Genomic DNA, 18,653 nt, shown 5'->3' with positions numbered 1-18,653 from the left:
AATTTTTTATCTTTGCACCCGCCTTATTGCTAAGGTGTACGCGTAAAATTGGTGTGATCATGAAGGAATTGAAAGAATTTACCATCCCTTTCGTGGGATTGAAATTAGGAGAACATCACTTTGATTTTACCATCGGCCCTTCGTTCTTTGAGCATTTTGAGTATGACGAATTTAATGATGTAGCCATTAAACTCGACGTTGTATTGATCAAGAAAACCACCTTATTGGAATTTACACTTTCTTTCAATGGGTATGTAAATGTCCATTGTGATAGTACCAATGAGCCTTACGATCAAGAAATTTTAGGAGATTATCATTTTGTGGTAAAATTTGGTAATGAATACAACGATGAAAATGAAGACCTATTAATACTTCCACATGGAAGCTATGAGGTAAACATTCAACAATATGTGTACGAATCTATTGTGCTGGCGCTGCCGGCAAAAAGAATTCATCCGGGTGTTGAAGATGGAACATTACAAAGCGACATACTTGTTAAACTTGAAGAATTAAGTCCGAAGGAAACAAAAGAAGAAAAAGCTCCCGAAGGTGACGATACCGATCCACGATGGGACTCATTAAAAAAACTATTAACGGATAAATAAAATATAGTAATGGCACATCCTAAAAGAAAAATCTCGAAAACCAGAAGAGATAAGAGAAGAACGCATTACAAAGCAACAGCTCCTCAAATCGCTACCGATCCAACAACAGGAGAGGCTCACTTGTACCACAGAGCTCACTGGCACGAAGGTAAATTGTATTACCGCGGGCAGGTTGTAATCGATGCGACCGAAGAAGTAGAAGCGTAGGTTGCTTTCACATAATCTTTACAGACTCTCACACTCTTGTGAGAGTTTTTTGTTTTTTCTAGTTCAAACTTCAAAAACAACCTCTTTTTGAGTCGTTTTTGATTAAATTTTAGTAATTTTCCTTCCTTATTAAGGATTTTGACCAATTACCGAATCTAATTCAAATATATGAGTACAATTACAGCAGCAATCACAGCTGTAGGAGGCTATGTACCGGACTACGTTCTCACCAATAAGATCCTTGAGACTATGGTGGATACCAATGATGAATGGATCACGACAAGAACAGGAATTAAAGAACGTAGAATTTTAAAAGATAAGGATAAAGGCACCTCCTATTTGGCGATTCAAGCTGCCAAAGACCTACTCTCTAAAAGCAATACCGACCCTAAGGATATAGACATGGTTATTATGGCAACAGCCACGCCCGATATGCCCGTTGCCGCTACAGGTGTTTACGTTGCTACAGAAATAGGTGCCGTAAATGCTTTTTCTTTCGACCTGGTCGCTGCGTGTTCCAGTTTCTTATATGGAATGTCTACAGCCGCTCGTTACATAGAATCCGGAAAATATAAAAAAGTATTATTATTGGGAGCCGACAAAATGTCTTCCATCATCGATTATGAAGATCGAACTACTTGTATCATCTTTGGTGATGGCGGAGGAGCGCTTCTTTTTGAACCCAATACGGAAGGGTATGGAGTCTTGGACGAATATCTTCGAAGCGATGGTATTGGCAGACAAAGTCTAAAAATCGATGCCGGAGGCTCATTATTACCCCCAACGGCTGAGACCGTGGCCAAAAAACAACACTTTGTCTTTCAAGACGGAAAAACTGTATTTAAATTTGCCGTATCAAATATGGCAGATGTAAGTGAGAAGATCATGGAACGTAATAACTTAAAGGGGGTGGACGTTGATTGGCTGGTCCCGCATCAAGCCAATAAGCGAATTATTGATGCCACAGCAAAACGAATGAAACTTCCGGAAGAAAAAGTGATGATGAACATTCATAAATATGGGAATACAACATCAGCAACACTTCCTCTTTGTATTAGGGATTACGAAAAACAATTAAAAAAAGGCGATAATCTTGTCTTTGCCTCTTTTGGAGGCGGATTTACCTGGGGCGCCGTCTATGTAAAATGGGCGTACGATCCACAATAAAACAAACAGAACGATAATAAACACCAAAATTATGGATTTAAAAGACATTCAGAATTTAATAAAGTTCGTGGCCAAGTCCGGAGCTAGTGAAGTAAAGCTAGAGACAGACGACGTAAAGATAACCATTAGAACCGGCAGCGACAGTAAAGGAGAAACTACGTACATTCAGCAGATTCCTACAATGGCAGCACCACAACAAGCTGCTGCTGCTCCGGCACCAGCCGCAGCACCTGCGCCCAGCACGGCAGCACCTGCAGCACCTGCGGACGAATCTTCAAAATACATCACAATCAAATCACCTATTATTGGAACGTTCTACCGTAAACCATCACCGGACAAACCAATGTTTGTTGAGGTGGGAAGCACGATAAGTGCGGGGGATGTATTGTGCGTTATTGAAGCAATGAAGCTTTTCAATGAGATAGAAAGTGAAGTTTCCGGGAAAATTGTTAAGATATTGGTGGATGATGCTTCTCCTGTAGAGTTCGATCAGCCGTTATTTTTGGTAGACCCTTCGTAAATTGTCAAATCCCAAATCCTAAAGATTAAATTCCGGACATTATCTGGTATTTACTGTTTGCGGTTTGAAATTTCAATGAATTATGTTTAAAAAGATATTAATAGCAAATAGAGGAGAGATTGCACTTCGTATTATTCGCACGTGTAAAGAGATGGGTATTAAAACCGTTGCCGTGTACTCCAAAGCCGATGAAGAGAGCTTGCACGTTCGTTTTGCAGACGAGGCCGTATGTATTGGACCGCCGCCCAGCAGCGAAAGCTACCTCAAGATTTCAAATATTATTGCAGCGGCAGAGATCACAAATGCCGATGCCATACATCCGGGTTACGGATTTCTTGCTGAAAATGCAAAATTCTCTAAGATATGTGAAGAGCACAATATTAAATTTATTGGCGCTTCTCCCGAAATGATCGAAAAAATGGGGGACAAAGCCATGGCTAAGACCACCATGCTGGCAGCAGGGGTGCCTTGCGTTCCGGGTAGCGAGGGAATTATCCCGGATTTTGAAACATGTAAAAAATTAGCTAAAGAAACAGGATATCCGGTCATGCTAAAGGCTAGTGCCGGAGGCGGAGGAAAAGGTATGCGGGCCGTTTGGAAAGAAGAAAACCTCCAAGCAGCTTGGGAATCGGCACGACAAGAAAGTAAAGCTGCTTTTGGCAATGATGATATGTACATGGAAAAGCTTATTGAAGAACCAAGACATATCGAAATCCAGGTGGTTGGAGACAGCACAGGAAAAGCTTGTCATTTGAGCGAACGCGATTGCTCAATTCAACGCCGACATCAAAAACTTACCGAAGAAACTCCCAGTCCGTTCATGACCAAAAAGCTTAGAAACGACATGGGAATGGCTGCAGTAAAAGCAGCAGAATTTATAAAATATGAAGGCGCAGGAACCGTAGAATTTCTGGTGGACAAACACCGCAATTTCTACTTTATGGAAATGAATACTCGTATTCAAGTGGAGCATCCTATCACCGAACAGGTGATCGATTTCGATTTGATTCGTGAGCAAATACTTGTGGCTGCAGGAGTTCCAATTTCCGGTAAGCACTACACGCCAAATTTGCATTCTATAGAATGCAGGATCAATGCGGAAGATCCCTATAATGATTTCCGTCCTTCACCCGGAAAGATCACGGTCTTACACGCTCCGGGAGGACACGGCGTGCGTTTGGATACCCATGTGTATGCCGGCTATGTTATTCCGCCAAATTACGATTCAATGATTGCAAAGCTTATAACAACGGCTCAAACACGGGACGAGGCGATCAATAAAATGAAACGCGCTTTAGACGAATTTGTAATCGAAGGAGTAAAAACCACCATTCCGTTTCACCGTCAGTTAATGGACCACCCCGATTATGTAGCGGGGAATTACACCACTGCCTTCATGAATTCTTGGAAGATGGACGCTCCTCAAGAAGAGTAAGTTTGTAATACTAATTTCTAAAGAGCACCAAATCCTAAAGAATAACGGATTTTGGTGCTTTTTTAGTCTATATAGGCTGGGTTTCTCCCATTTTGTAGCACTTTTAAGGCGAAAGTCTGTCTCATACTACGTGTTAATGCAGTATCTTAACCAAGTAAATTTTTAAAAAACTGAGAATGAATCTATCCTATTGGGAACGGAAAACGTGGCTGGAAGATATTGACCATGCGATCATTGGAAGCGGAATCGTAGGATTAAGCTGTGCTCTAGCGCTTCGGAAAAAATACCCAAAAGCGAAGATCGTAGTCTTCGAAAAAGGTTCACTGCCCAGCGGTGCCAGTACTAAGAATGCCGGTTTTGCTTGCTTTGGAAGCGTTTCAGAAATTTTGGAGGACCTTAAAACTCATACTGAAGCAGAGGTCGTACAATTGGTAAACGATCGTGTAGCGGGTCTCGAATTACTTCGAGAAACGCTTGGGGATAAGAATCTCGATTATCAACAACATGGCGGATATGAATTATTCTCAAAAAATGATCCTGACCTATATGAGGAATGTCTTTTAAAGATTCCGTACATCAACGATTTACTAAAAAATGTTTTTTTATCGAAAAAAGACATTTTTTCAATTAAAAACGACGTATTCGGCTTCAAAAACATTCAAAACAAGCTTATTTTTAATGAATATGAAGGTCAACTGGATACAGGCCGAATGATGCTCGCGCTACTAGAAAAAATATCGAAAGAGAGTATTTTAGTGATAAATTGCGCTAAAATTGATGCTTTTGAGCAAAAAAACAGTGAAATATTACTAAAAATGTCTAATTCTGAAGATTTGTCGGTTGCATCGCTGTTTATCGCCACCAATGGTTTCGCTCAGCAATTTGTACGTGACGATGTACAACCCGCAAGGGCACAGGTGCTCATTACGAAACCTATTGCCGAATTAAAGGTTCGAGGGACCTTTCATTTGGACAAAGGGTACTATTATTTCAGGAATATTGATAACAGAATTCTCTTGGGAGGTGGCAGAAACTTAGATTTTAAGACAGAAAAAACTTCCGAAGCAGGGCTTACAGCGCTTGTACAAAATCGATTGGAAGAATTACTCTCTCATACAATACTACCCGATACGGCATTCGAGGTCGACACTAGATGGAGCGGTATCATGGGTGTAGGCGGCCAAAAGAAACCGATCTTAAGAGAGTTGGTGCCCAATGTCTATTGTGGCGTTCGTCTTGGTGGGATGGGGGTCGCCATAGGAAGCTCCGTAGGCCAACAATTAGCTAATTTGCATCAGAAATGAAACGTTTTTTTAGATTTATTCTCAAAGGTATTGGGTGGTTTGTGGTTCTCACCGTCCTTTGGGTATTACTGTATGGAGCCCTGCCGGTGCCGTACACCCCGCTCATGGGAATTCGGGCCATATCGGCAGGAAAGGAAGAGCAAACGAGGCACGACTGGGTACCTCTTACACAAATCTCACCTTATTTACAATTAGCGGTAATTTGTTCTGAAGATCAAAATTTCACGAAACATAATGGATTTGACGTAGAATCGATCAAGAAAGCTTACGAAAACAACAAAAAAGGTAAAAAAATAAAGGGAGGGAGCACCATTTCTCAACAAACTGCCAAGAATGTTTTTTTATGGCCTCATAGAAATTGGTTCCGTAAAGGAATGGAAACCTATTTTACATTTTTGATCGAGACATTTTGGACGAAAGAACGAATACTAGAAGTCTATCTTAACAGTATTGAAATGGGAAAAGGAGTGTATGGAGCCGAAGCTGCCGCACAATATTGGTATCATAAACCGGCAAACAAACTAGGTCGGGAGGAAGCAGCAGCCATTGCAGCTATCCTTCCGAATCCGCAGAACTACAAGGCGAACCCCAGGTCCAGATACATCCAAAATAGGACTGCGTGGATTGTGAAACAAATGCGGAATTATGGTACTTTTGACCTAAAAGAAAAAGATTCGGAATGACCGTTATAGAACTTAAATCTGCCTTAAAAGACCAATGTGCTCTCGTGGTGGAAAAACGATTTCAGAAAATAAAACAATCGATTGCCGATATTGAAGAATCGTTGTTAGAAGAGTCAAAAAACAGCAGCGGTGATAAACATGAAACCGGACGAGCGATGCTTCAGATAGACCGGGAGAATGCGGGAAAACAGTTACAAGAGATCGAGAATCTTCAATCTTTGGTAAAGAAGATTGACGTAAAAGCAACGTCAGATTATGCCCGCTTGGGCAGTCTTGTTTATACCAATCACGGAACTTTCTTCATTAGCATTTCCAAAGGTGCCACGGTAGTCAATGAACTAACCTATTTTTGTGTCGCACTTCATTCTCCTATTGGAAACTTTCTCTCCGGAAAGCGAATAAAGGATTCCTTTACATTTAATGAAAAAGAATATACTATTTCAAGTATACAATAACCTTACAACCAACTTTGCTCTTTTTGGGTTGCATCCCAGATCTTCACCTCCAGGATGGCGGCGACGTCCTTTGCCATTGCGAAAGCAGCACCGGGTTCTTCTGAAACATACGCTTCAATATGCTTATTCGAAGCGTAGAACAAATTAACCTTAAAGACATCAAACCCCAAATGAGCTTCGGCAGTAATCACTCGAGCTCTGCTGGTCTTTCGCGTCTTAAATACCGAAATATAGTCAATAGCAGGCAACGGTCTCCATGTGCCAAAATCAAATACCAATATGGAATGTAGTTTTCTATACCGCATTTTTTCCAGATCAAGCTCGACTCCTTCAATATAAGAGAGTCGTAATGCGGCACCTAAGAGTACAATGCCAAACAGAGTGCCTTCGAAGAATAGATATACCGCTGCGATCGAAAGCACTATCGAAAAGATAATTTTAGCACGGGAAAGCGAAGGGAGATTTTTATAAGTCATTAGCTATTTCAATAAAAACGTCATCGAATCTTTTTCCTTGCTTCTACTGTTATAGCAGAACCTTCTGCCAGCAGTACAGAAATTGGTTCTTGCTGATTGAGCATATCAAAATCAGTTCCGTAATTGGCAGTAAAATCAATAGTACTATCGAATGTTAGGATGGGATATTGCAGCCATCTGGGGTGTGTTACTTCATACTCGTTCGTGGCGTGGTCATTTACTTTTGCATAACCCCAATAGTGTTCGGTAATAAATTCGGCTTCACTTTCGGGTTCGATGGTTGTTGCGTTAGCCTCGGCAATTCCTTTTATAAACTGCCAGCCGCTGTTGAGCCGCCAATGATAGGACACCTCTAAATGGTGTTTGTCCTCTCTCCATACATGTTTCATGGGACGGGTCTCATAGTGTTCTTTGTAAAACGTATTGGCTACCCACGTGATCGCAGGTTTTGGTACGATCTCTTTGACAAACACAACACCCCGCTTCCATTGTCCCTGTTCTTTTCGCTTGACATAGAATCGCAGGTTTACTTCCTCGAATGTGACATGATATGGAATTTTAAATCCGAGCAAGCGCGTATTCTCGAATAGAAAGCCAACCATACTCACATAACAACGACCACACCATAAGTCTAATTCGGTACCATAAGGGAGGTATTTTGTAAGAAGTGAAGGAGGTACTTCATAATTCGCCAAAAGCAATTTGCGCCATTCTGCAGTTAAAAAAGACATGATCACGTAATTACGTCTTCCAAAAGGAAAGATTCTACATCCATTTCTTGATCTGTGTGCAAAACGCTCACATCGCCTGTAGTTTCCAAGATCACTGCTTTTGCCTGTTCGAGTCGTATCACATTCGCTTCCCGAAGCTTTCCTCGAAGTTCATCTTTAGTGACCTTACATCGTTTTAAGTTCTCTTCCAAAAAGGCTCCATTACGCATAAGCAGGATAGGGGAATTGTCCAATACACTTTGAGCAGCATTGCTTTTAAATTGCAGCAACGATATAAGGTAATTCATAAAATAAAGCAGGCCAATAAGAACACCGCCCACCACCAATTTAGGATTCCCGGTACCAATGCTCATTGCAAACAGATTTCCTATGGCAATGGTAGTGATAAAGTCAAAGCCGGTCATTTTACTAAAACTCTTAAGTCCAAAGAACCGTGTGTACAAAATAAGGGCGCCGTAAAGAAGTAGGGTTCCTATAAGTACCGAAGCTAATGAATCCCATGAAAGATCTTTGGTGAAATACTCCCAGTTCATGATTGTTAAATTGATATGAACTTAAAGATACGCATATTGCAGCTAGGAAAAGCGATATCCACAACAATCTTAAAATTGGTTAATTGGGTGCGTATTTCTTCGGAATGGGGGTTTCAGTAGTTTCAGGCGTCCAATAAATGTTCACGACCCACCAACGAGCACCATCGAAAAACAATTGAATGCTGTTGATGCCCCTCATAAAGGGCTCGGGATCTTCTTCAGAATAAAAAGAAGCATAGGTGCTAAAGACGTGAGCTATGTTTCCGAAGCGTTCTTCCACGCGAAAGATCTCCTTTTCGAAAAATCCATTGTCCAACAACCACTGTTGGGATGCCGCAATATAAACCTCCGGAGTCATGTACCGAACTGTTGAAGTTCCATCGCTTGCTTTTCCGGTTGGAATAAGCTTTGCTTCAGAAGCGAAAAGATACCGAAACAACTCCCAGTCGCGTGCCGCTCCCTTTTCGCCGGAAATGACAGCATATAGCGTTGAAATCGTGCTATCGATGGTCTGTACTTTTTCCAGGTATTTGAGATCTTCGTTTTCCTGCGCCAATATAGATCCGGCGAGCATATACAAAGCAATAAAAAGGATCTTTTTACTCATGATATTGAAGGTATAGTGGTGTTTCCGGTTCAATCGCTTCAAAATGATCAAACCATATAATTGTTTCGCCCCTTACTGCTCGAATGCGATAATAACTGCCTTTAAAGTACGATTTTTTTACCATAACCCGAAGGGGCGTGACCGATTGTGAGTAAATTAATTGATGGGGTAGGACGATTCTTGTAGCTGCTGAAGCAGTCCCCGAAAACAGCACCTTTTCCGACAATTCTGAAAAATCATTAAAAAAACCCGCCTGATACGGTGTTTCAAGTGTTTTAAAAAAGGTTTCGGGGGAATCGATCCTGTCTAGGGTGCCGTCCTTCAGCACTAAGATCCTGTTTGAATAGGTCAAGGCTTCTTCTGCATCATGCGTGGCCGTAATACAGCTAATATTGTTCAGGGTCAAATATTCAAACAGATTTCGCCGTAAAGCATTCTTTCTAAAAGTGTCTATGTTGCTAAAGGGCTCGTCCAACAATAGCAATTGAGGTGCGTTTGCAAGGGCTTTTGCCAAAGCCACACGTTGTTTTTGTCCGCCACTAAGATGCTTCACCAAAGTCTTCTCAAAACCTTCGAGATCGACCACCCTTAGTAATTCCCGTATACGATCATGATCCTTTTCCTCTTCCTGCCTTGTAAGGTGGCTGCCCACATTTTCCCATACGGTGCTGAATGGCATAATGTTAAACTCTTGGGCTACCAGCTTCATAAAAGACTCCCCTGGAATGAGATGATGCTTGGGCCCCAAAAGCGGAGTGTCATTCCATGAAATTGCTCCTTTTTCCAAGTGCAGCAAGCCATAAATAATATGCAACAATGTCGATTTACCGCATCCGCTTTCTCCCAACACGGCAAGGTGTTCTCCTCTCTTTAATTGAAAGGAAATATCCTTCAGAATTTCTTTGTCTGAATAGGAGAAGGATTCAATGGAAACGTTTAACATAATAGCTGATACGAAAAAGTTGTTAGTTTTCCTAGATACAGAGAACTAACAACCTTTTTAATGAATGCCTAAGGGCTTATTCTTTTACTTTGTCATTTACTTTTTGCGGGAGCACCTCGTAACCCATATTATAGAGTGTAAAGCCAAATATATCGGCATATTCCTCAATGGTTTTTGTAATTGGTGTTCCGGCACCGTGACCTGCATCGGTTTCAATTCTAATAAGCACCGGATTATTTCCTGCCTGTTTTTCCTGAAGTTCGGCAGCGTATTTAAAACTATGTGCCGGTACCACACGATCGTCGTGATCTCCTGTTGTCACCAAGGTAGCGGGATACTCAACACCTGCCTTTACATTGTGGACCGGAGAATACCCTTTTAAATATTCGAACATTTCTTTACTGTCTTCTGCGGTTCCGTAATCATACGCCCATCCTGCACCTGCGGTAAAGGTATGGTAGCGTAACATATCCATAACACCAACGGCAGGCAAGGCCACCTTCATGAGGTCGGGTCGCTGTGTCATGGCAGCCCCCACCAAAAGTCCGCCATTAGATCCTCCGCGTACTGCAAGATAATCCGGCGATGTATAATTGTTGGCAATTAAATATTCTGCAGCAGCGATAAAGTCGTCAAAGACATTTTGTTTTTGCATCTTGGTCCCTGCCTTGTGCCATTCTTTTCCATATTCACCACCACCACGGAGATTGGGAACGGCGTAGACGCCGCCTTGCTCCATCCAAACAGCATTGGTAATACTAAAACTAGGTGTTAATGAGATATTGAAACCACCGTAACCATATAAGATAGTGGGATTCTTTCCATCGAGCTTTAACCCTTTTTTATGAGTGATGATCATTGGGATCTTGGTCCCGTCCTTAGAAGTATAGAATACTTGCTTGCTTTCGTAGTTTTCGGGGTTGAAATCTATAGCGGGTTTTCGGTACAGCTCTGAAGTTCCATTCTTAATATCGTATTTGTAAATACTACCCGGAGTAACATAATTTGTAAAGGAATAATATAATTCAGATTCGTCCTTTTTTGCACTAAAACCACCGGCACTCCCAACGCCAGGAAGATCCACCTCACGGATCAATTTTCCGTTATAATCATATTGAAGTACTTTGGATACGGCATCGACCATATACTCGGTGAAAATGAAGCCACCTCCGGTAGATGCTGTCAGCACATTTTGGGTTTCAGGAATAAGTTCCACCCAATTGTTGGGTGTAGGATTTGCAGCGTCCACGGTAACTATTTTTTGATTGGGAGCGTTGAGGTTCGTTACCAAAATAAGCTTAGTTCCCACGTTGTCCAAAACAAAAGTATCGCTGTCTGTATGATCCAACACGGTAACGAATTTGCCATTAGGATCTTCTAGATCTCTTATAAATAGTTTATTCCCCGAGGTTGAGGTTTTCGCGGTTACTACAAGGTACTTATTGTCTTGTGTGACATACCCATTCACATATCTATGTTTTTCCGCAGGAACACCGCCAAATATCAATTTGTCTTCTTGTTGTGGCGCACCAAGTTTGTGATAGTATAGCTTATGCTGATCGGTCTTAGCAGATAATTCGCTCCCTTCGGGTTTGTCGTAACTGGAGTAGTAGAATCCTTCGTTACCTTTCCATGAGAGTCCGCTAAATTTTATATCGACTAGGGTATCTTCCACCACTTGCTTGGTTTCAGCATTCATCACCAAGACCTTGCGCCAATCGCTGCCACCTTCCGAAATACTGTACGCTGCCGTTTTTCCGTCTTCAGAAAAACTAAGTCCGCCCAAGGAGATCGTCCCGTCTTCTTTAAAGGTATTCGGGTCTAAGAAAACTTCAGCGGTACCGGGATCCTCACCGGTTTTGAATCGATAGACCACATATTGGTTTTGCAATCCGTCATTCTTATAAAAGTAAGTATAATCACCTTCTTTAAAAGGAGCCCCTACTTTTTCATAGTTCCATAGAGCAGAAAGTCGCTCTTTCAAGGCTTTCCGGAATGGGATGTTATCTAAATAGTCAAAAGTAACTTTATTCTGCCTTTTCACCCAGTCCTCGGTTTCGGCACTTCTATCATCTTCAAGCCAGCGATACGGGTCGCTTACCTCCACACCAAAATAGGTATCTACGGTGTCAACTTTTTTGGTTTGCGGGTAGGTCACAGCAACGGATTCTTTTTTAGTTTCTTCTTTACAGGCTACGAATATAAGTGCCATAGAAAAAGGGATAATGTACTTTTTCATCTTTTTTTGATTAATTAAGAGCCGTAAAAATAGTAAAAACTACGAGTTCAAACAGTTATAATGTGGTTAGAACCTTAAACAGGGGTGTAATTTTAACTAATACTGAAACAATGGACGGTACGCACGCCAGTATTTGTAAATAAGGATCGCGTTGAATACCGTGATCACGATGGCCACAATTACATCTGAAACATCCAAAAACAAATGGAAGAGCAGAATGTTTATTGAGATAGGCGCAAAGAGGATCAATGCAAAGGGAACCCATTTATTGATCAGAAGTAAAAGACCTACGGTAAGCTCCAAGATCGCAACCACGTAAAAGACGTAGCCCGAACTTTTAAGAGATTCCAAAAAGTTTGCAGCTGCATTGGGCATTTCAAACATGGGCATAAAATCGATGAATTTATTCAATCCGAAAAAGAGAAGAATGAGACCCAAAAGGATGCGAAGGATTTTAGTAAAAGTTGAATTCATAGGGATGGCGATTAGTGTTAAACAACTAAATATAAACAAAATAAAAACACGCAGTGAATTTGTGCGCTGCGTGTTTACAAATTTGTAGTCTATAGAAGGCTAAACCAGCGAATTTGCTACCAAATATTCTGCGATTTGAATGGCGTTAGTCGCTGCTCCTTTGCGCAAGTTGTCACTTACGATCCACATATTAAGTGAATTTGGCTGCGTTTCATCCCGGCGAATTCGGCCGACAAACACGTCGTCCTTATCGTATGCATACATGGGCATGGGGTAGGTATTGGTATCGGGATTGTCCTGAACGGTTATTCCGGGAACCTCATGAAGGATGGATCGAACCTCTCCGAGTTCGAAATCTTTGAGAAATTCTACGTTGACCGCTTCGCTATGGCCACCCGCCGTTGGGATTCGAACCGCGGTAGCCGTTACCGAAAAGCTTCTGTCATCCAATATTTTTTGCGGCTCACGTGCCAACTTCATTTCTTCTTTGGTATAGCCGTTGGCCTCGAACACATCGCAATGCGGTAATGCATTTTTATGAATAGGATAGGGATAGGCCATTTCGCCTTTGATTCCTTGTATTTCATTTTCCAGTTGATGTACAGCCTTGAGCCCTGTCCCTGAAACCGATTGGTAAGTAGAGACCACTACGCGTTTCATCCGGTATTTTTTATGTAGCGGTGCAAGCACCATCACCATTTGAATGGTTGAACAATTGGGATTTGCAATAATCTTATCCTCTTTAGTGAGCAGGTGGGCATTTATTTCAGGGACGATTAGTTTTTTTGTGGAATCCATTCGCCAAGCAGATGAATTGTCAATAACAGTAGTGCCTACAGCTGCGAATTTGGGTGCCCATTCAAGTGAAGTCTCTCCACCAGCTGAGAAAATCGCAATGTCCGGAGCTGCTGCTACCGCGGCGTCTAAACTCACTATTGTGTGTGGTTTTCCTTTAAAGACAATCTCATTCCCTACAGATTTTTCCGAAGCAACAGGAAAGAATTGCGTTACAGGGAAATTGCGTTCTTCTAAAAGCTTCAACATTACGGTTCCAACCATTCCGGTGGCCCCTACCACGGCTAATTTCATATATATTTCAATTTGAAGCAAAAATACAGCATCGTAAGAAGATTATTCAGAATAAAATGCAAAAAAAGACCCTTCTCCTGTTAGGAAGAAGGGTTTGGTTAAAACTATGTAGTGTAGCGGTCGCTAGCGTTTATTTTTTTCTCAATTCGTCGCGAATTTGTATCAATAGTTCTTCTTGTGTAGGACCCGCAGGCGCTGCAGGTGCTTCTTCTTTTGGCTTTTTAGTCTTATTATACGCCTTCACGATCATAAATAAAACAAATCCTACAATAATCAGATTGATCAATGCATTTACCCATTTACCCCACATAATGGCATTTTCGGGTTTTTCTATGGTTCCATCGGCTGCAACGACAGCTTCAGAAAGTACAACTTTAAGGTCGGAGAAATCGACGCCTCCCGTAAAATGACCTACAATAGGCATCATAATGTCATTGGTGAAACCGGAAACCACGCCTCCAACTGCTGCTGCGAGAATAACAGCGACCGCCAGATCGATAACGTTGCCGGTCATGATGAAATCTTTGAATTCTTTTAACATGTTTTGATGGGTTTAGAGTTAATACCCACTAAGTTAAACAAAAATGTAAATTCACATCTAATAAGACACATGCAGAACGCTATTTTCGATAAACGACACGTTTTACTCGTTGAGAAATGGCGGTGAGGAGTTCGTAGGGAATGGAGCCAATTGCTGCAGCGAGTTCTTCGGCGGTTGGATTTTCACCAAAGACAATCACTTCATCTCCTTCCTCGCATTCAATATTCGTTACCTCCACCATGATCATGTCCATACATACATTTCCCACGATGGGTGCCTTTTTACCATGTATGCTCACCCAACCTTTCCCTTTTCCATACGCCCTGCTAATACCGTCGGCATGACCTATAGGCAGTGTAGCCGTTCTACTTGCTCTTGAAGTGGTATGCCCCATATTATAACCAACATTTGCGCCTTCGGGAAGTTCGTGGATCTGTGAAATCACGGTTTTCAAGCTCGCTACCGGAGTGAGATGTGCTCGTTCTTTCGGGTCGTTTCCAAAGCCGTAAAGACCAATACCGCTACGCACCATATCGAACTGTGCTTCAGGATAGTTGAGTATACCCGATGTGTTGAGGGTGTGTAACATAGGTCGATAGCCAATGGCTTGTATAATTGCTTCGGAATGTTCTCTGAAAGCTTCGATCTGCCGAAGCGTAAACGGTCTTTGTTCTTTATCTTCGGTTGCTGCCAAGTGAGAGAACATAGAACGCACTTTTACTGAAGCAGTTGCTGAAAGTTTCTCTGTTATGAATTCGAGGTCCCCTTTTCCGAAGCCTAAACGATTTAATCCTGTATTGAACTTTAGGTGAATAGGATATTGCTTTTGCTGTTGTTTTTCTGTAAAAGCGATAAAGTCGGTAAGCATTTTCCGAGAATAGATGCTGGGCTCCATACAGCGGCGCACGATTAGATCGAAATTTGCAGGTAACGGGTGCAACACAAGTATGGGCGTTTCGATACCCCCATTGCGAAGCACTTCGCCTTCCCAAGCATAGGCGACGGCAAAATAGTCGATGCCCAAGTCGACCAGCTCTTTTGCCACAGCAACGCTGTCGCTACCGTACCCAAAGGCTTTTACAACAGCCAACATCTTTGTCTTGGGATCTATTTTGGAGGTAAGATACCTGTAGTTCTCACCTAGTGCGGTTAGGTCGATCTCCAGAAGGGTTTCGGTGGCTTGTGGCATGCTTAGGCTTGCTTTTTTGAAGGAAGTTCTTCGGGATCCTTCACTTCGATTTTACTTACTTTTTCTCGAAGCATTGCTTTAAAGTACGCTGCTCTACTTAGTGGTTCGTACTCTTCGGTCTCCCCCAATAGTACAAGATCGTTGCTCTTAGATTTGCGATAACTGTAATTGGCAAGATTCCCCGTTCGTGTACAAACGGCGTGAACTTTGGTCACATATTCGGCAGTGGCCATTAGCGCAGGCATAGGACCGAAGGGGTTTCCTTTGAAATCCATATCCAAGCCGGCTACGATCACGCGAACGCCCCTATTTGCAAGGTCATTGCAAACTTTTACTATCTCGTCGTCGAAGAACTGAGCTTCATCGATACCTACTACGTCGCAATTATCTGCCAAAATAGGAATGTTTGCCGCGGCTGGTACCGGAGTAGATCGAATCTCATTACTGTCATGAGATACGACCATGTCCTCATCGTACCTGTTATCAACATTCGGTTTAAAGATCTCTACGCGTTGTCGTGCAAATTTGGCACGCTTCAAGCGGCGGATGAGTTCTTCGGTCTTTCCCGAAAACATCGACCCGCAGATCACCTCAATCCATCCGAATTGCTCTTTTTGATTTACAGTATTTTCGAGAAACATAGGTTACTTTTAGACGAAAACAGAAATAGTTGACGTTTACATAAAGGTTGCGTAAATTTATAAAAACAAAATAGAGAATAAGAGATTAATTTCAAAAGTTATGAAGAAGAAGCTGTACGAAGAGATCAAGGCTCTGGCATCACAAATTGCATCACAAGAGACGCCATGGGCAACAACAGAATTAAAGAAAAAAGTAAGGGATCTGTATGAAAAATTGATGGTCTTAGCGTATTTGGAATCTCAAATTGAAGACGGATTTGAACGAAGCAAGAAAGAAGGTCTCGACTCTAAGAGCTTTCGCGAAGAGAACTGGTTTAAAGAGCCTGAACCTGTTCCGCAACCCGAGAATAAAGAGGAACTTATAGAACCCCTTATTGAAAAGATAAAGGATATTGTCGCGCAAATGCCCGAAGAGTCTCAACAAATTGATGAGCTTCTGGAGAAGGTGACGCCCAAGCCACAATACATGAAAAATGATCTTGAAGAATTTGCACAGACCTATCAACAGACTCCCACATTCGAAAGGAAAGAACCTACCAAAGGAGGTGAGATTCCGAAGAAGTCTTCCGGTTTAGTTCCGGATGCAGGTATTACCACACACAGACCACGCTCATTGAACGATGCGGTGCCTCAAGGGCTTAGCATAGGACTCAACGATCGCTTAGCGTTTGTAAAGCATTTGTTCAACGGAAATTCCGAAGATTACACCAGAGTACTTTCACAAATCAACACTATGAATTCCTTTGAAGAAGCATCCACCTTCATTAAAGGCAAGGTAAAGCCCGATTATAATTATTGGCTTGAAAAAGAAGAGTATTCAGAGCGCTTCATGCTTCTGGTTGAAAAAAGCTTTAATTAAAACGAATGGGAAAACTGTATTTGGTACCAACTCCCATAGGAAATCTAAAGGACATGACCTTTCGGGCTATTGAGGTATTGAAAGAAGTAGATCTAATCCTTGCTGAAGATACCAGAACAAGTGGCAAACTACTCAAACATTTTGAGATCGGCACTCAAATGCATTCACACCACATGCATAACGAGCACAAGACCACCGAAGGCATCGTAAACAGAATTAAAGCAGGCGAGAATGTGGCGCTTATTAGTGATGCAGGGACGCCGGCTATTAGTGACCCCGGCTTCCTCTTAACACGTGCTTGTGTGGAGGCAGACATAGAGGTCGATTGTTTGCCCGGTGCGACCGCTTTTGTACCTGCGCTTGTAAACAGTGCCCTCCCAAACGACCGCTTTGTATTTGAAGGTTTTTTGCCGATTAAAAAAGGAAGGCAAACACGACTTCAGGCCATGGCTGAAGAGCACCGAACGATCATCTTTTATGAATCACCTCACAAATTACTGAAAACATTGGCGCACCTCATAGAGTATGTGGGTGAAGATCGTCCGGTTTCTATTTCCCGAGAACTTTCAAAACTTCATGAAGAAACGATTCGAGGAAGCCTAAAAGAGGTACTGAAACACTTCACTGAAAAACCGCCTAAAGGGGAACTCGTTATTGTTATGGGAGGAAAAAAGTAATGCAAGCCTTACTAAAGGACATACGGGCTTGCGAGATATGTAAAGCCCATCTTCCGTTGGGGCCAAGACCTGTTGTGACTGCCCATCCCGAAGCAAAGATTGCCATTATTGGTCAGGCGCCCGGAAAGAAAGTCCATGAGACCGGGATCCCTTGGGATGACCCTAGCGGGAAACAACTTCGGCATTGGTTGGATGTTACATCGGAGGTATTTTACGATCCGAAACAAATCGCTCTCATTCCTATGGGATTCTGTTATCCGGGTAAGGGTAGAAGCGGCGATCTTCCGCCGAGACCCGAGTGTGCGCCTCAATGGCATTCGGTATTGCTAAAGCAATTACCCAATTTACAATTAACACTTTTTGTTGGGATGTACTCCCAGAAATATTATTTGAGTGCGAAAGCGGCTTCAACGCTTACGGAGACGGTACGAAATTATAAAGAATACCTGCCCACGTATCTTCCCTTACCACATCCTTCACCAAGAAATCGATTTTGGCTGTCTAAAAATCCTTGGTTCAATGAGACCGTCGTTCCGGAATTGCAGCAGCGTATTAAAGAAATAATTTCATAAATACAATAGGTTTACGCATGTTTCCCCTTTTCCCAACCGTGTTTGCCGAGGTATTGCTCACCACTTTCTACGGCTCCTTCTTCAATAGAAGTTCCCATAGAATCGTTCCAGCGGTTCAGATAACCAAATAAAGAAATCACACCCAGCATTTCAACGATCTCGCCTTCATCCCAATGTTCATATAACTTTGCCTTAATACTTTCATCGACTGCGTTAGGCACTTGAGACGCTGCCAATGAGAAATCCAAGGCGGCTCGTTCGGCCTCAGTAAAGGCCGGGTGGGTGCGATATTCCCAGATATTGTCCAATTGTTCCTGCTCGGCACCGTAGCGTTCTGCGGCACGAATGGCATGCGCTTGGCAATAACGGCAACCCGCTGCATTGCTGCTTACCCATGCGATCATTCGCTTTAAGGCAGAAGTGACGCGTCCTTCATTGGCCATAACTGCTTTGTTCAAATTTATAAACGCTTTGCTAATGGCAGGACGGTGTTGCATCGTGAGTACGCTGTTGGGACAGAATCCAAGGGTCTCATTAAAAAAAGCAGCAAGAACTTTGGTTTCCTGATCGTGTTCGGGGTCTAAAGGTGTGACAAGTGGCATATGATTTTTCGAAAGAATTAGTTTACCAAATTACAAACATCTTCTGACACAAAAAAGCTGCGGGACACCAAAGTACGAATGCCCCACAGCTCAGTCAACAAAAA

At 42.3% G+C, this 18,653-nt stretch carries 23 protein-coding genes; 11 read left to right on the top strand and 12 right to left on the bottom strand.

What is annotated here, in order from left to right:
* Positions 1-59: 59 nt before the first annotated feature.
* From AACZ11_RS03275 to AACZ11_RS03240, 8 genes are all read left to right on the top strand, one after another.
* Positions 60-605, top strand: a complete 546-nt coding sequence (locus AACZ11_RS03275; protein WP_290628787.1) for a DUF177 domain-containing protein — start codon at positions 60-62, stop codon at positions 603-605.
* 9 nt (positions 606-614) lie between these two features.
* Positions 615-812 carry a 50S ribosomal protein L32 gene (gene rpmF / locus AACZ11_RS03270; protein ID WP_084677470.1) on the top strand — a complete coding sequence of 66 codons (198 nt, stop codon included), beginning with the start codon at positions 615-617 and terminating at the stop codon, positions 810-812.
* 168 nt (positions 813-980) lie between these two features.
* The gene (locus AACZ11_RS03265; protein ID WP_290628788.1) at positions 981-1,979 is read left to right on the top strand and encodes a beta-ketoacyl-ACP synthase III; all 999 of its coding nucleotides are present in this window, start codon (positions 981-983) and stop codon (positions 1,977-1,979) included.
* A 31-nt stretch (positions 1,980-2,010) separates the two neighbouring features.
* On the top strand, positions 2,011-2,499 hold the full coding sequence (gene accB, locus AACZ11_RS03260) for an acetyl-CoA carboxylase biotin carboxyl carrier protein (protein WP_290628789.1): 489 nt from the start codon (positions 2,011-2,013) through the stop codon (positions 2,497-2,499).
* Between the two features lie 82 nt (positions 2,500-2,581).
* The gene (gene accC, locus AACZ11_RS03255; RefSeq protein WP_290628790.1) at positions 2,582-3,934 is read left to right on the top strand and encodes an acetyl-CoA carboxylase biotin carboxylase subunit; all 1,353 of its coding nucleotides are present in this window, start codon (positions 2,582-2,584) and stop codon (positions 3,932-3,934) included.
* A 176-nt stretch (positions 3,935-4,110) separates the two neighbouring features.
* Positions 4,111-5,238 carry an FAD-dependent oxidoreductase gene (locus AACZ11_RS03250; protein ID WP_290628791.1) on the top strand — a complete coding sequence of 376 codons (1,128 nt, stop codon included), beginning with the start codon at positions 4,111-4,113 and terminating at the stop codon, positions 5,236-5,238.
* Positions 5,235-5,921: a monofunctional biosynthetic peptidoglycan transglycosylase gene (mtgA, locus tag AACZ11_RS03245; RefSeq protein ID WP_339831448.1), complete on the top strand. Its 687-nt coding sequence runs from the start codon at positions 5,235-5,237 to the stop codon at positions 5,919-5,921. Before AACZ11_RS03250 ends, mtgA begins: the two co-directional genes overlap by 4 nt.
* Positions 5,918-6,376 (top strand): 3-oxoacyl-ACP synthase, encoded by a 459-nt coding sequence (locus tag AACZ11_RS03240; protein ID WP_290628793.1) that lies wholly within the window; start codon positions 5,918-5,920, stop codon positions 6,374-6,376. Before mtgA ends, AACZ11_RS03240 begins: the two co-directional genes overlap by 4 nt.
* A 2-nt stretch (positions 6,377-6,378) precedes the next feature.
* On the opposite strand, the gene AACZ11_RS03235 is transcribed toward AACZ11_RS03240, so the two are convergent.
* The 11 genes from AACZ11_RS03235 to AACZ11_RS03185 all read right to left on the bottom strand — a co-directional run bounded on the left by AACZ11_RS03235 (position 6,379) and on the right by AACZ11_RS03185 (position 15,839).
* Positions 6,379-6,852, bottom strand: coding sequence for a hypothetical protein (locus tag AACZ11_RS03235; RefSeq protein ID WP_290628794.1), 474 nt, complete (start codon positions 6,850-6,852; stop codon positions 6,379-6,381).
* Positions 6,853-6,872: 20 nt separating this feature from the next.
* Entirely contained in the window at positions 6,873-7,583 is a 711-nt protein-coding gene (locus AACZ11_RS03230; protein WP_290628795.1) for a DUF2071 domain-containing protein, read from the bottom strand.
* 2 nt (positions 7,584-7,585) lie between these two features.
* Positions 7,586-8,116, bottom strand: coding sequence for a YetF domain-containing protein (locus AACZ11_RS03225; RefSeq protein WP_290628796.1), 531 nt, complete (start codon positions 8,114-8,116; stop codon positions 7,586-7,588).
* 79 nt (positions 8,117-8,195) lie between these two features.
* Positions 8,196-8,723, bottom strand: a complete 528-nt coding sequence (locus tag AACZ11_RS03220) for a hypothetical protein (protein WP_290628797.1) — start codon at positions 8,721-8,723, stop codon at positions 8,196-8,198.
* The gene (locus AACZ11_RS03215) at positions 8,716-9,666 is read right to left on the bottom strand and encodes an ATP-binding cassette domain-containing protein (RefSeq protein ID WP_290628798.1); all 951 of its coding nucleotides are present in this window, start codon (positions 9,664-9,666) and stop codon (positions 8,716-8,718) included. Before AACZ11_RS03215 ends, AACZ11_RS03220 begins: the two co-directional genes overlap by 8 nt.
* Positions 9,667-9,742: 76 nt before the next feature.
* Positions 9,743-11,905: a prolyl oligopeptidase family serine peptidase gene (locus tag AACZ11_RS03210; RefSeq protein WP_290628799.1), complete on the bottom strand. Its 2,163-nt coding sequence runs from the start codon at positions 11,903-11,905 to the stop codon at positions 9,743-9,745.
* Between the two features lie 96 nt (positions 11,906-12,001).
* Positions 12,002-12,379 (bottom strand): DoxX family membrane protein, encoded by a 378-nt coding sequence (locus AACZ11_RS03205; RefSeq protein WP_290628800.1) that lies wholly within the window; start codon positions 12,377-12,379, stop codon positions 12,002-12,004.
* A 99-nt stretch (positions 12,380-12,478) separates the two neighbouring features.
* Positions 12,479-13,468 carry an aspartate-semialdehyde dehydrogenase gene (locus AACZ11_RS03200; RefSeq protein WP_290628801.1) on the bottom strand — a complete coding sequence of 330 codons (990 nt, stop codon included), beginning with the start codon at positions 13,466-13,468 and terminating at the stop codon, positions 12,479-12,481.
* 130 nt (positions 13,469-13,598) lie between these two features.
* On the bottom strand, positions 13,599-14,009 hold the full coding sequence (mscL, locus tag AACZ11_RS03195; RefSeq protein WP_290628802.1) for a large conductance mechanosensitive channel protein MscL: 411 nt from the start codon (positions 14,007-14,009) through the stop codon (positions 13,599-13,601).
* A gap of 79 nt (positions 14,010-14,088) precedes the next feature.
* On the bottom strand, positions 14,089-15,198 hold the full coding sequence (gene alr / locus AACZ11_RS03190; protein WP_290628803.1) for an alanine racemase: 1,110 nt from the start codon (positions 15,196-15,198) through the stop codon (positions 14,089-14,091).
* Between the two features lie 2 nt (positions 15,199-15,200).
* On the bottom strand, positions 15,201-15,839 hold the full coding sequence (locus AACZ11_RS03185; protein WP_290628804.1) for a thymidine kinase: 639 nt from the start codon (positions 15,837-15,839) through the stop codon (positions 15,201-15,203).
* A 100-nt stretch (positions 15,840-15,939) separates the two neighbouring features.
* On the opposite strand from AACZ11_RS03185, the gene AACZ11_RS03180 reads away from it, so the two are divergent.
* Genes AACZ11_RS03180 through AACZ11_RS03170 form a run of 3 tightly spaced genes read left to right on the top strand, consistent with a single transcriptional unit; the run spans position 15,940 to position 17,947 of the window.
* The gene (locus AACZ11_RS03180; protein ID WP_290628805.1) at positions 15,940-16,698 is read left to right on the top strand and encodes a hypothetical protein; all 759 of its coding nucleotides are present in this window, start codon (positions 15,940-15,942) and stop codon (positions 16,696-16,698) included.
* A 5-nt stretch (positions 16,699-16,703) separates the two neighbouring features.
* Positions 16,704-17,375 (top strand): 16S rRNA (cytidine(1402)-2'-O)-methyltransferase, encoded by a 672-nt coding sequence (gene rsmI, locus AACZ11_RS03175; RefSeq protein WP_290628806.1) that lies wholly within the window; start codon positions 16,704-16,706, stop codon positions 17,373-17,375.
* Positions 17,375-17,947 (top strand): uracil-DNA glycosylase family protein, encoded by a 573-nt coding sequence (locus AACZ11_RS03170; RefSeq protein WP_290628807.1) that lies wholly within the window; start codon positions 17,375-17,377, stop codon positions 17,945-17,947. Before rsmI ends, AACZ11_RS03170 begins: the two co-directional genes overlap by 1 nt.
* A gap of 11 nt (positions 17,948-17,958) precedes the next feature.
* Here AACZ11_RS03170 and AACZ11_RS03165 read toward each other — a convergent pair whose 3' ends face one another.
* Positions 17,959-18,549, bottom strand: coding sequence for a carboxymuconolactone decarboxylase family protein (locus AACZ11_RS03165; RefSeq protein ID WP_290628808.1), 591 nt, complete (start codon positions 18,547-18,549; stop codon positions 17,959-17,961).
* Positions 18,550-18,653 lie beyond the last annotated feature (104 nt).

The organism is uncultured Altibacter sp. (assembly GCF_963972995.1).
In the GTDB taxonomy this organism is placed as follows: Bacteria; Bacteroidota; Bacteroidia; order Flavobacteriales; family Flavobacteriaceae; genus Altibacter.
This window is presented reverse-complemented; position numbering and strand designations above follow the sequence as displayed.

Excerpts from the sequence above, each read along its gene's own strand:
- AACZ11_RS03275 (WP_290628787.1), top strand. The coding sequence starts at position 60 with ATGAAGGAATTGAAAGAATTTACCATCCCTTTCGTGGGATTGAAATTA.
- rpmF (WP_084677470.1), top strand. The coding sequence starts at position 615 with ATGGCACATCCTAAAAGAAAAATCTCGAAAACCAGAAGAGATAAGAGA.
- AACZ11_RS03265 (WP_290628788.1), top strand. The coding sequence starts at position 981 with ATGAGTACAATTACAGCAGCAATCACAGCTGTAGGAGGCTATGTACCG.
- accB (WP_290628789.1), top strand. The coding sequence starts at position 2,011 with ATGGATTTAAAAGACATTCAGAATTTAATAAAGTTCGTGGCCAAGTCC.
- accC (WP_290628790.1), top strand. The coding sequence starts at position 2,582 with ATGTTTAAAAAGATATTAATAGCAAATAGAGGAGAGATTGCACTTCGT.
- AACZ11_RS03250 (WP_290628791.1), top strand. The coding sequence starts at position 4,111 with ATGAATCTATCCTATTGGGAACGGAAAACGTGGCTGGAAGATATTGAC.
- mtgA (WP_339831448.1), top strand. The coding sequence starts at position 5,235 with ATGAAACGTTTTTTTAGATTTATTCTCAAAGGTATTGGGTGGTTTGTG.
- AACZ11_RS03240 (WP_290628793.1), top strand. The coding sequence starts at position 5,918 with ATGACCGTTATAGAACTTAAATCTGCCTTAAAAGACCAATGTGCTCTC.
- AACZ11_RS03235 (WP_290628794.1), bottom strand. The coding sequence starts at position 6,852 with ATGACTTATAAAAATCTCCCTTCGCTTTCCCGTGCTAAAATTATCTTT.
- AACZ11_RS03230 (WP_290628795.1), bottom strand. The coding sequence starts at position 7,583 with ATGTCTTTTTTAACTGCAGAATGGCGCAAATTGCTTTTGGCGAATTAT.
- AACZ11_RS03225 (WP_290628796.1), bottom strand. The coding sequence starts at position 8,116 with ATGAACTGGGAGTATTTCACCAAAGATCTTTCATGGGATTCATTAGCT.
- AACZ11_RS03220 (WP_290628797.1), bottom strand. The coding sequence starts at position 8,723 with ATGAGTAAAAAGATCCTTTTTATTGCTTTGTATATGCTCGCCGGATCT.
- AACZ11_RS03215 (WP_290628798.1), bottom strand. The coding sequence starts at position 9,666 with ATGTTAAACGTTTCCATTGAATCCTTCTCCTATTCAGACAAAGAAATT.
- AACZ11_RS03210 (WP_290628799.1), bottom strand. The coding sequence starts at position 11,905 with ATGAAAAAGTACATTATCCCTTTTTCTATGGCACTTATATTCGTAGCC.
- AACZ11_RS03205 (WP_290628800.1), bottom strand. The coding sequence starts at position 12,379 with ATGAATTCAACTTTTACTAAAATCCTTCGCATCCTTTTGGGTCTCATT.
- AACZ11_RS03200 (WP_290628801.1), bottom strand. The coding sequence starts at position 13,468 with ATGAAATTAGCCGTGGTAGGGGCCACCGGAATGGTTGGAACCGTAATG.
- mscL (WP_290628802.1), bottom strand. The coding sequence starts at position 14,009 with ATGTTAAAAGAATTCAAAGATTTCATCATGACCGGCAACGTTATCGAT.
- alr (WP_290628803.1), bottom strand. The coding sequence starts at position 15,198 with ATGCCACAAGCCACCGAAACCCTTCTGGAGATCGACCTAACCGCACTA.
- AACZ11_RS03185 (WP_290628804.1), bottom strand. The coding sequence starts at position 15,839 with ATGTTTCTCGAAAATACTGTAAATCAAAAAGAGCAATTCGGATGGATT.
- AACZ11_RS03180 (WP_290628805.1), top strand. The coding sequence starts at position 15,940 with ATGAAGAAGAAGCTGTACGAAGAGATCAAGGCTCTGGCATCACAAATT.
- rsmI (WP_290628806.1), top strand. The coding sequence starts at position 16,704 with ATGGGAAAACTGTATTTGGTACCAACTCCCATAGGAAATCTAAAGGAC.
- AACZ11_RS03170 (WP_290628807.1), top strand. The coding sequence starts at position 17,375 with ATGCAAGCCTTACTAAAGGACATACGGGCTTGCGAGATATGTAAAGCC.
- AACZ11_RS03165 (WP_290628808.1), bottom strand. The coding sequence starts at position 18,549 with ATGCCACTTGTCACACCTTTAGACCCCGAACACGATCAGGAAACCAAA.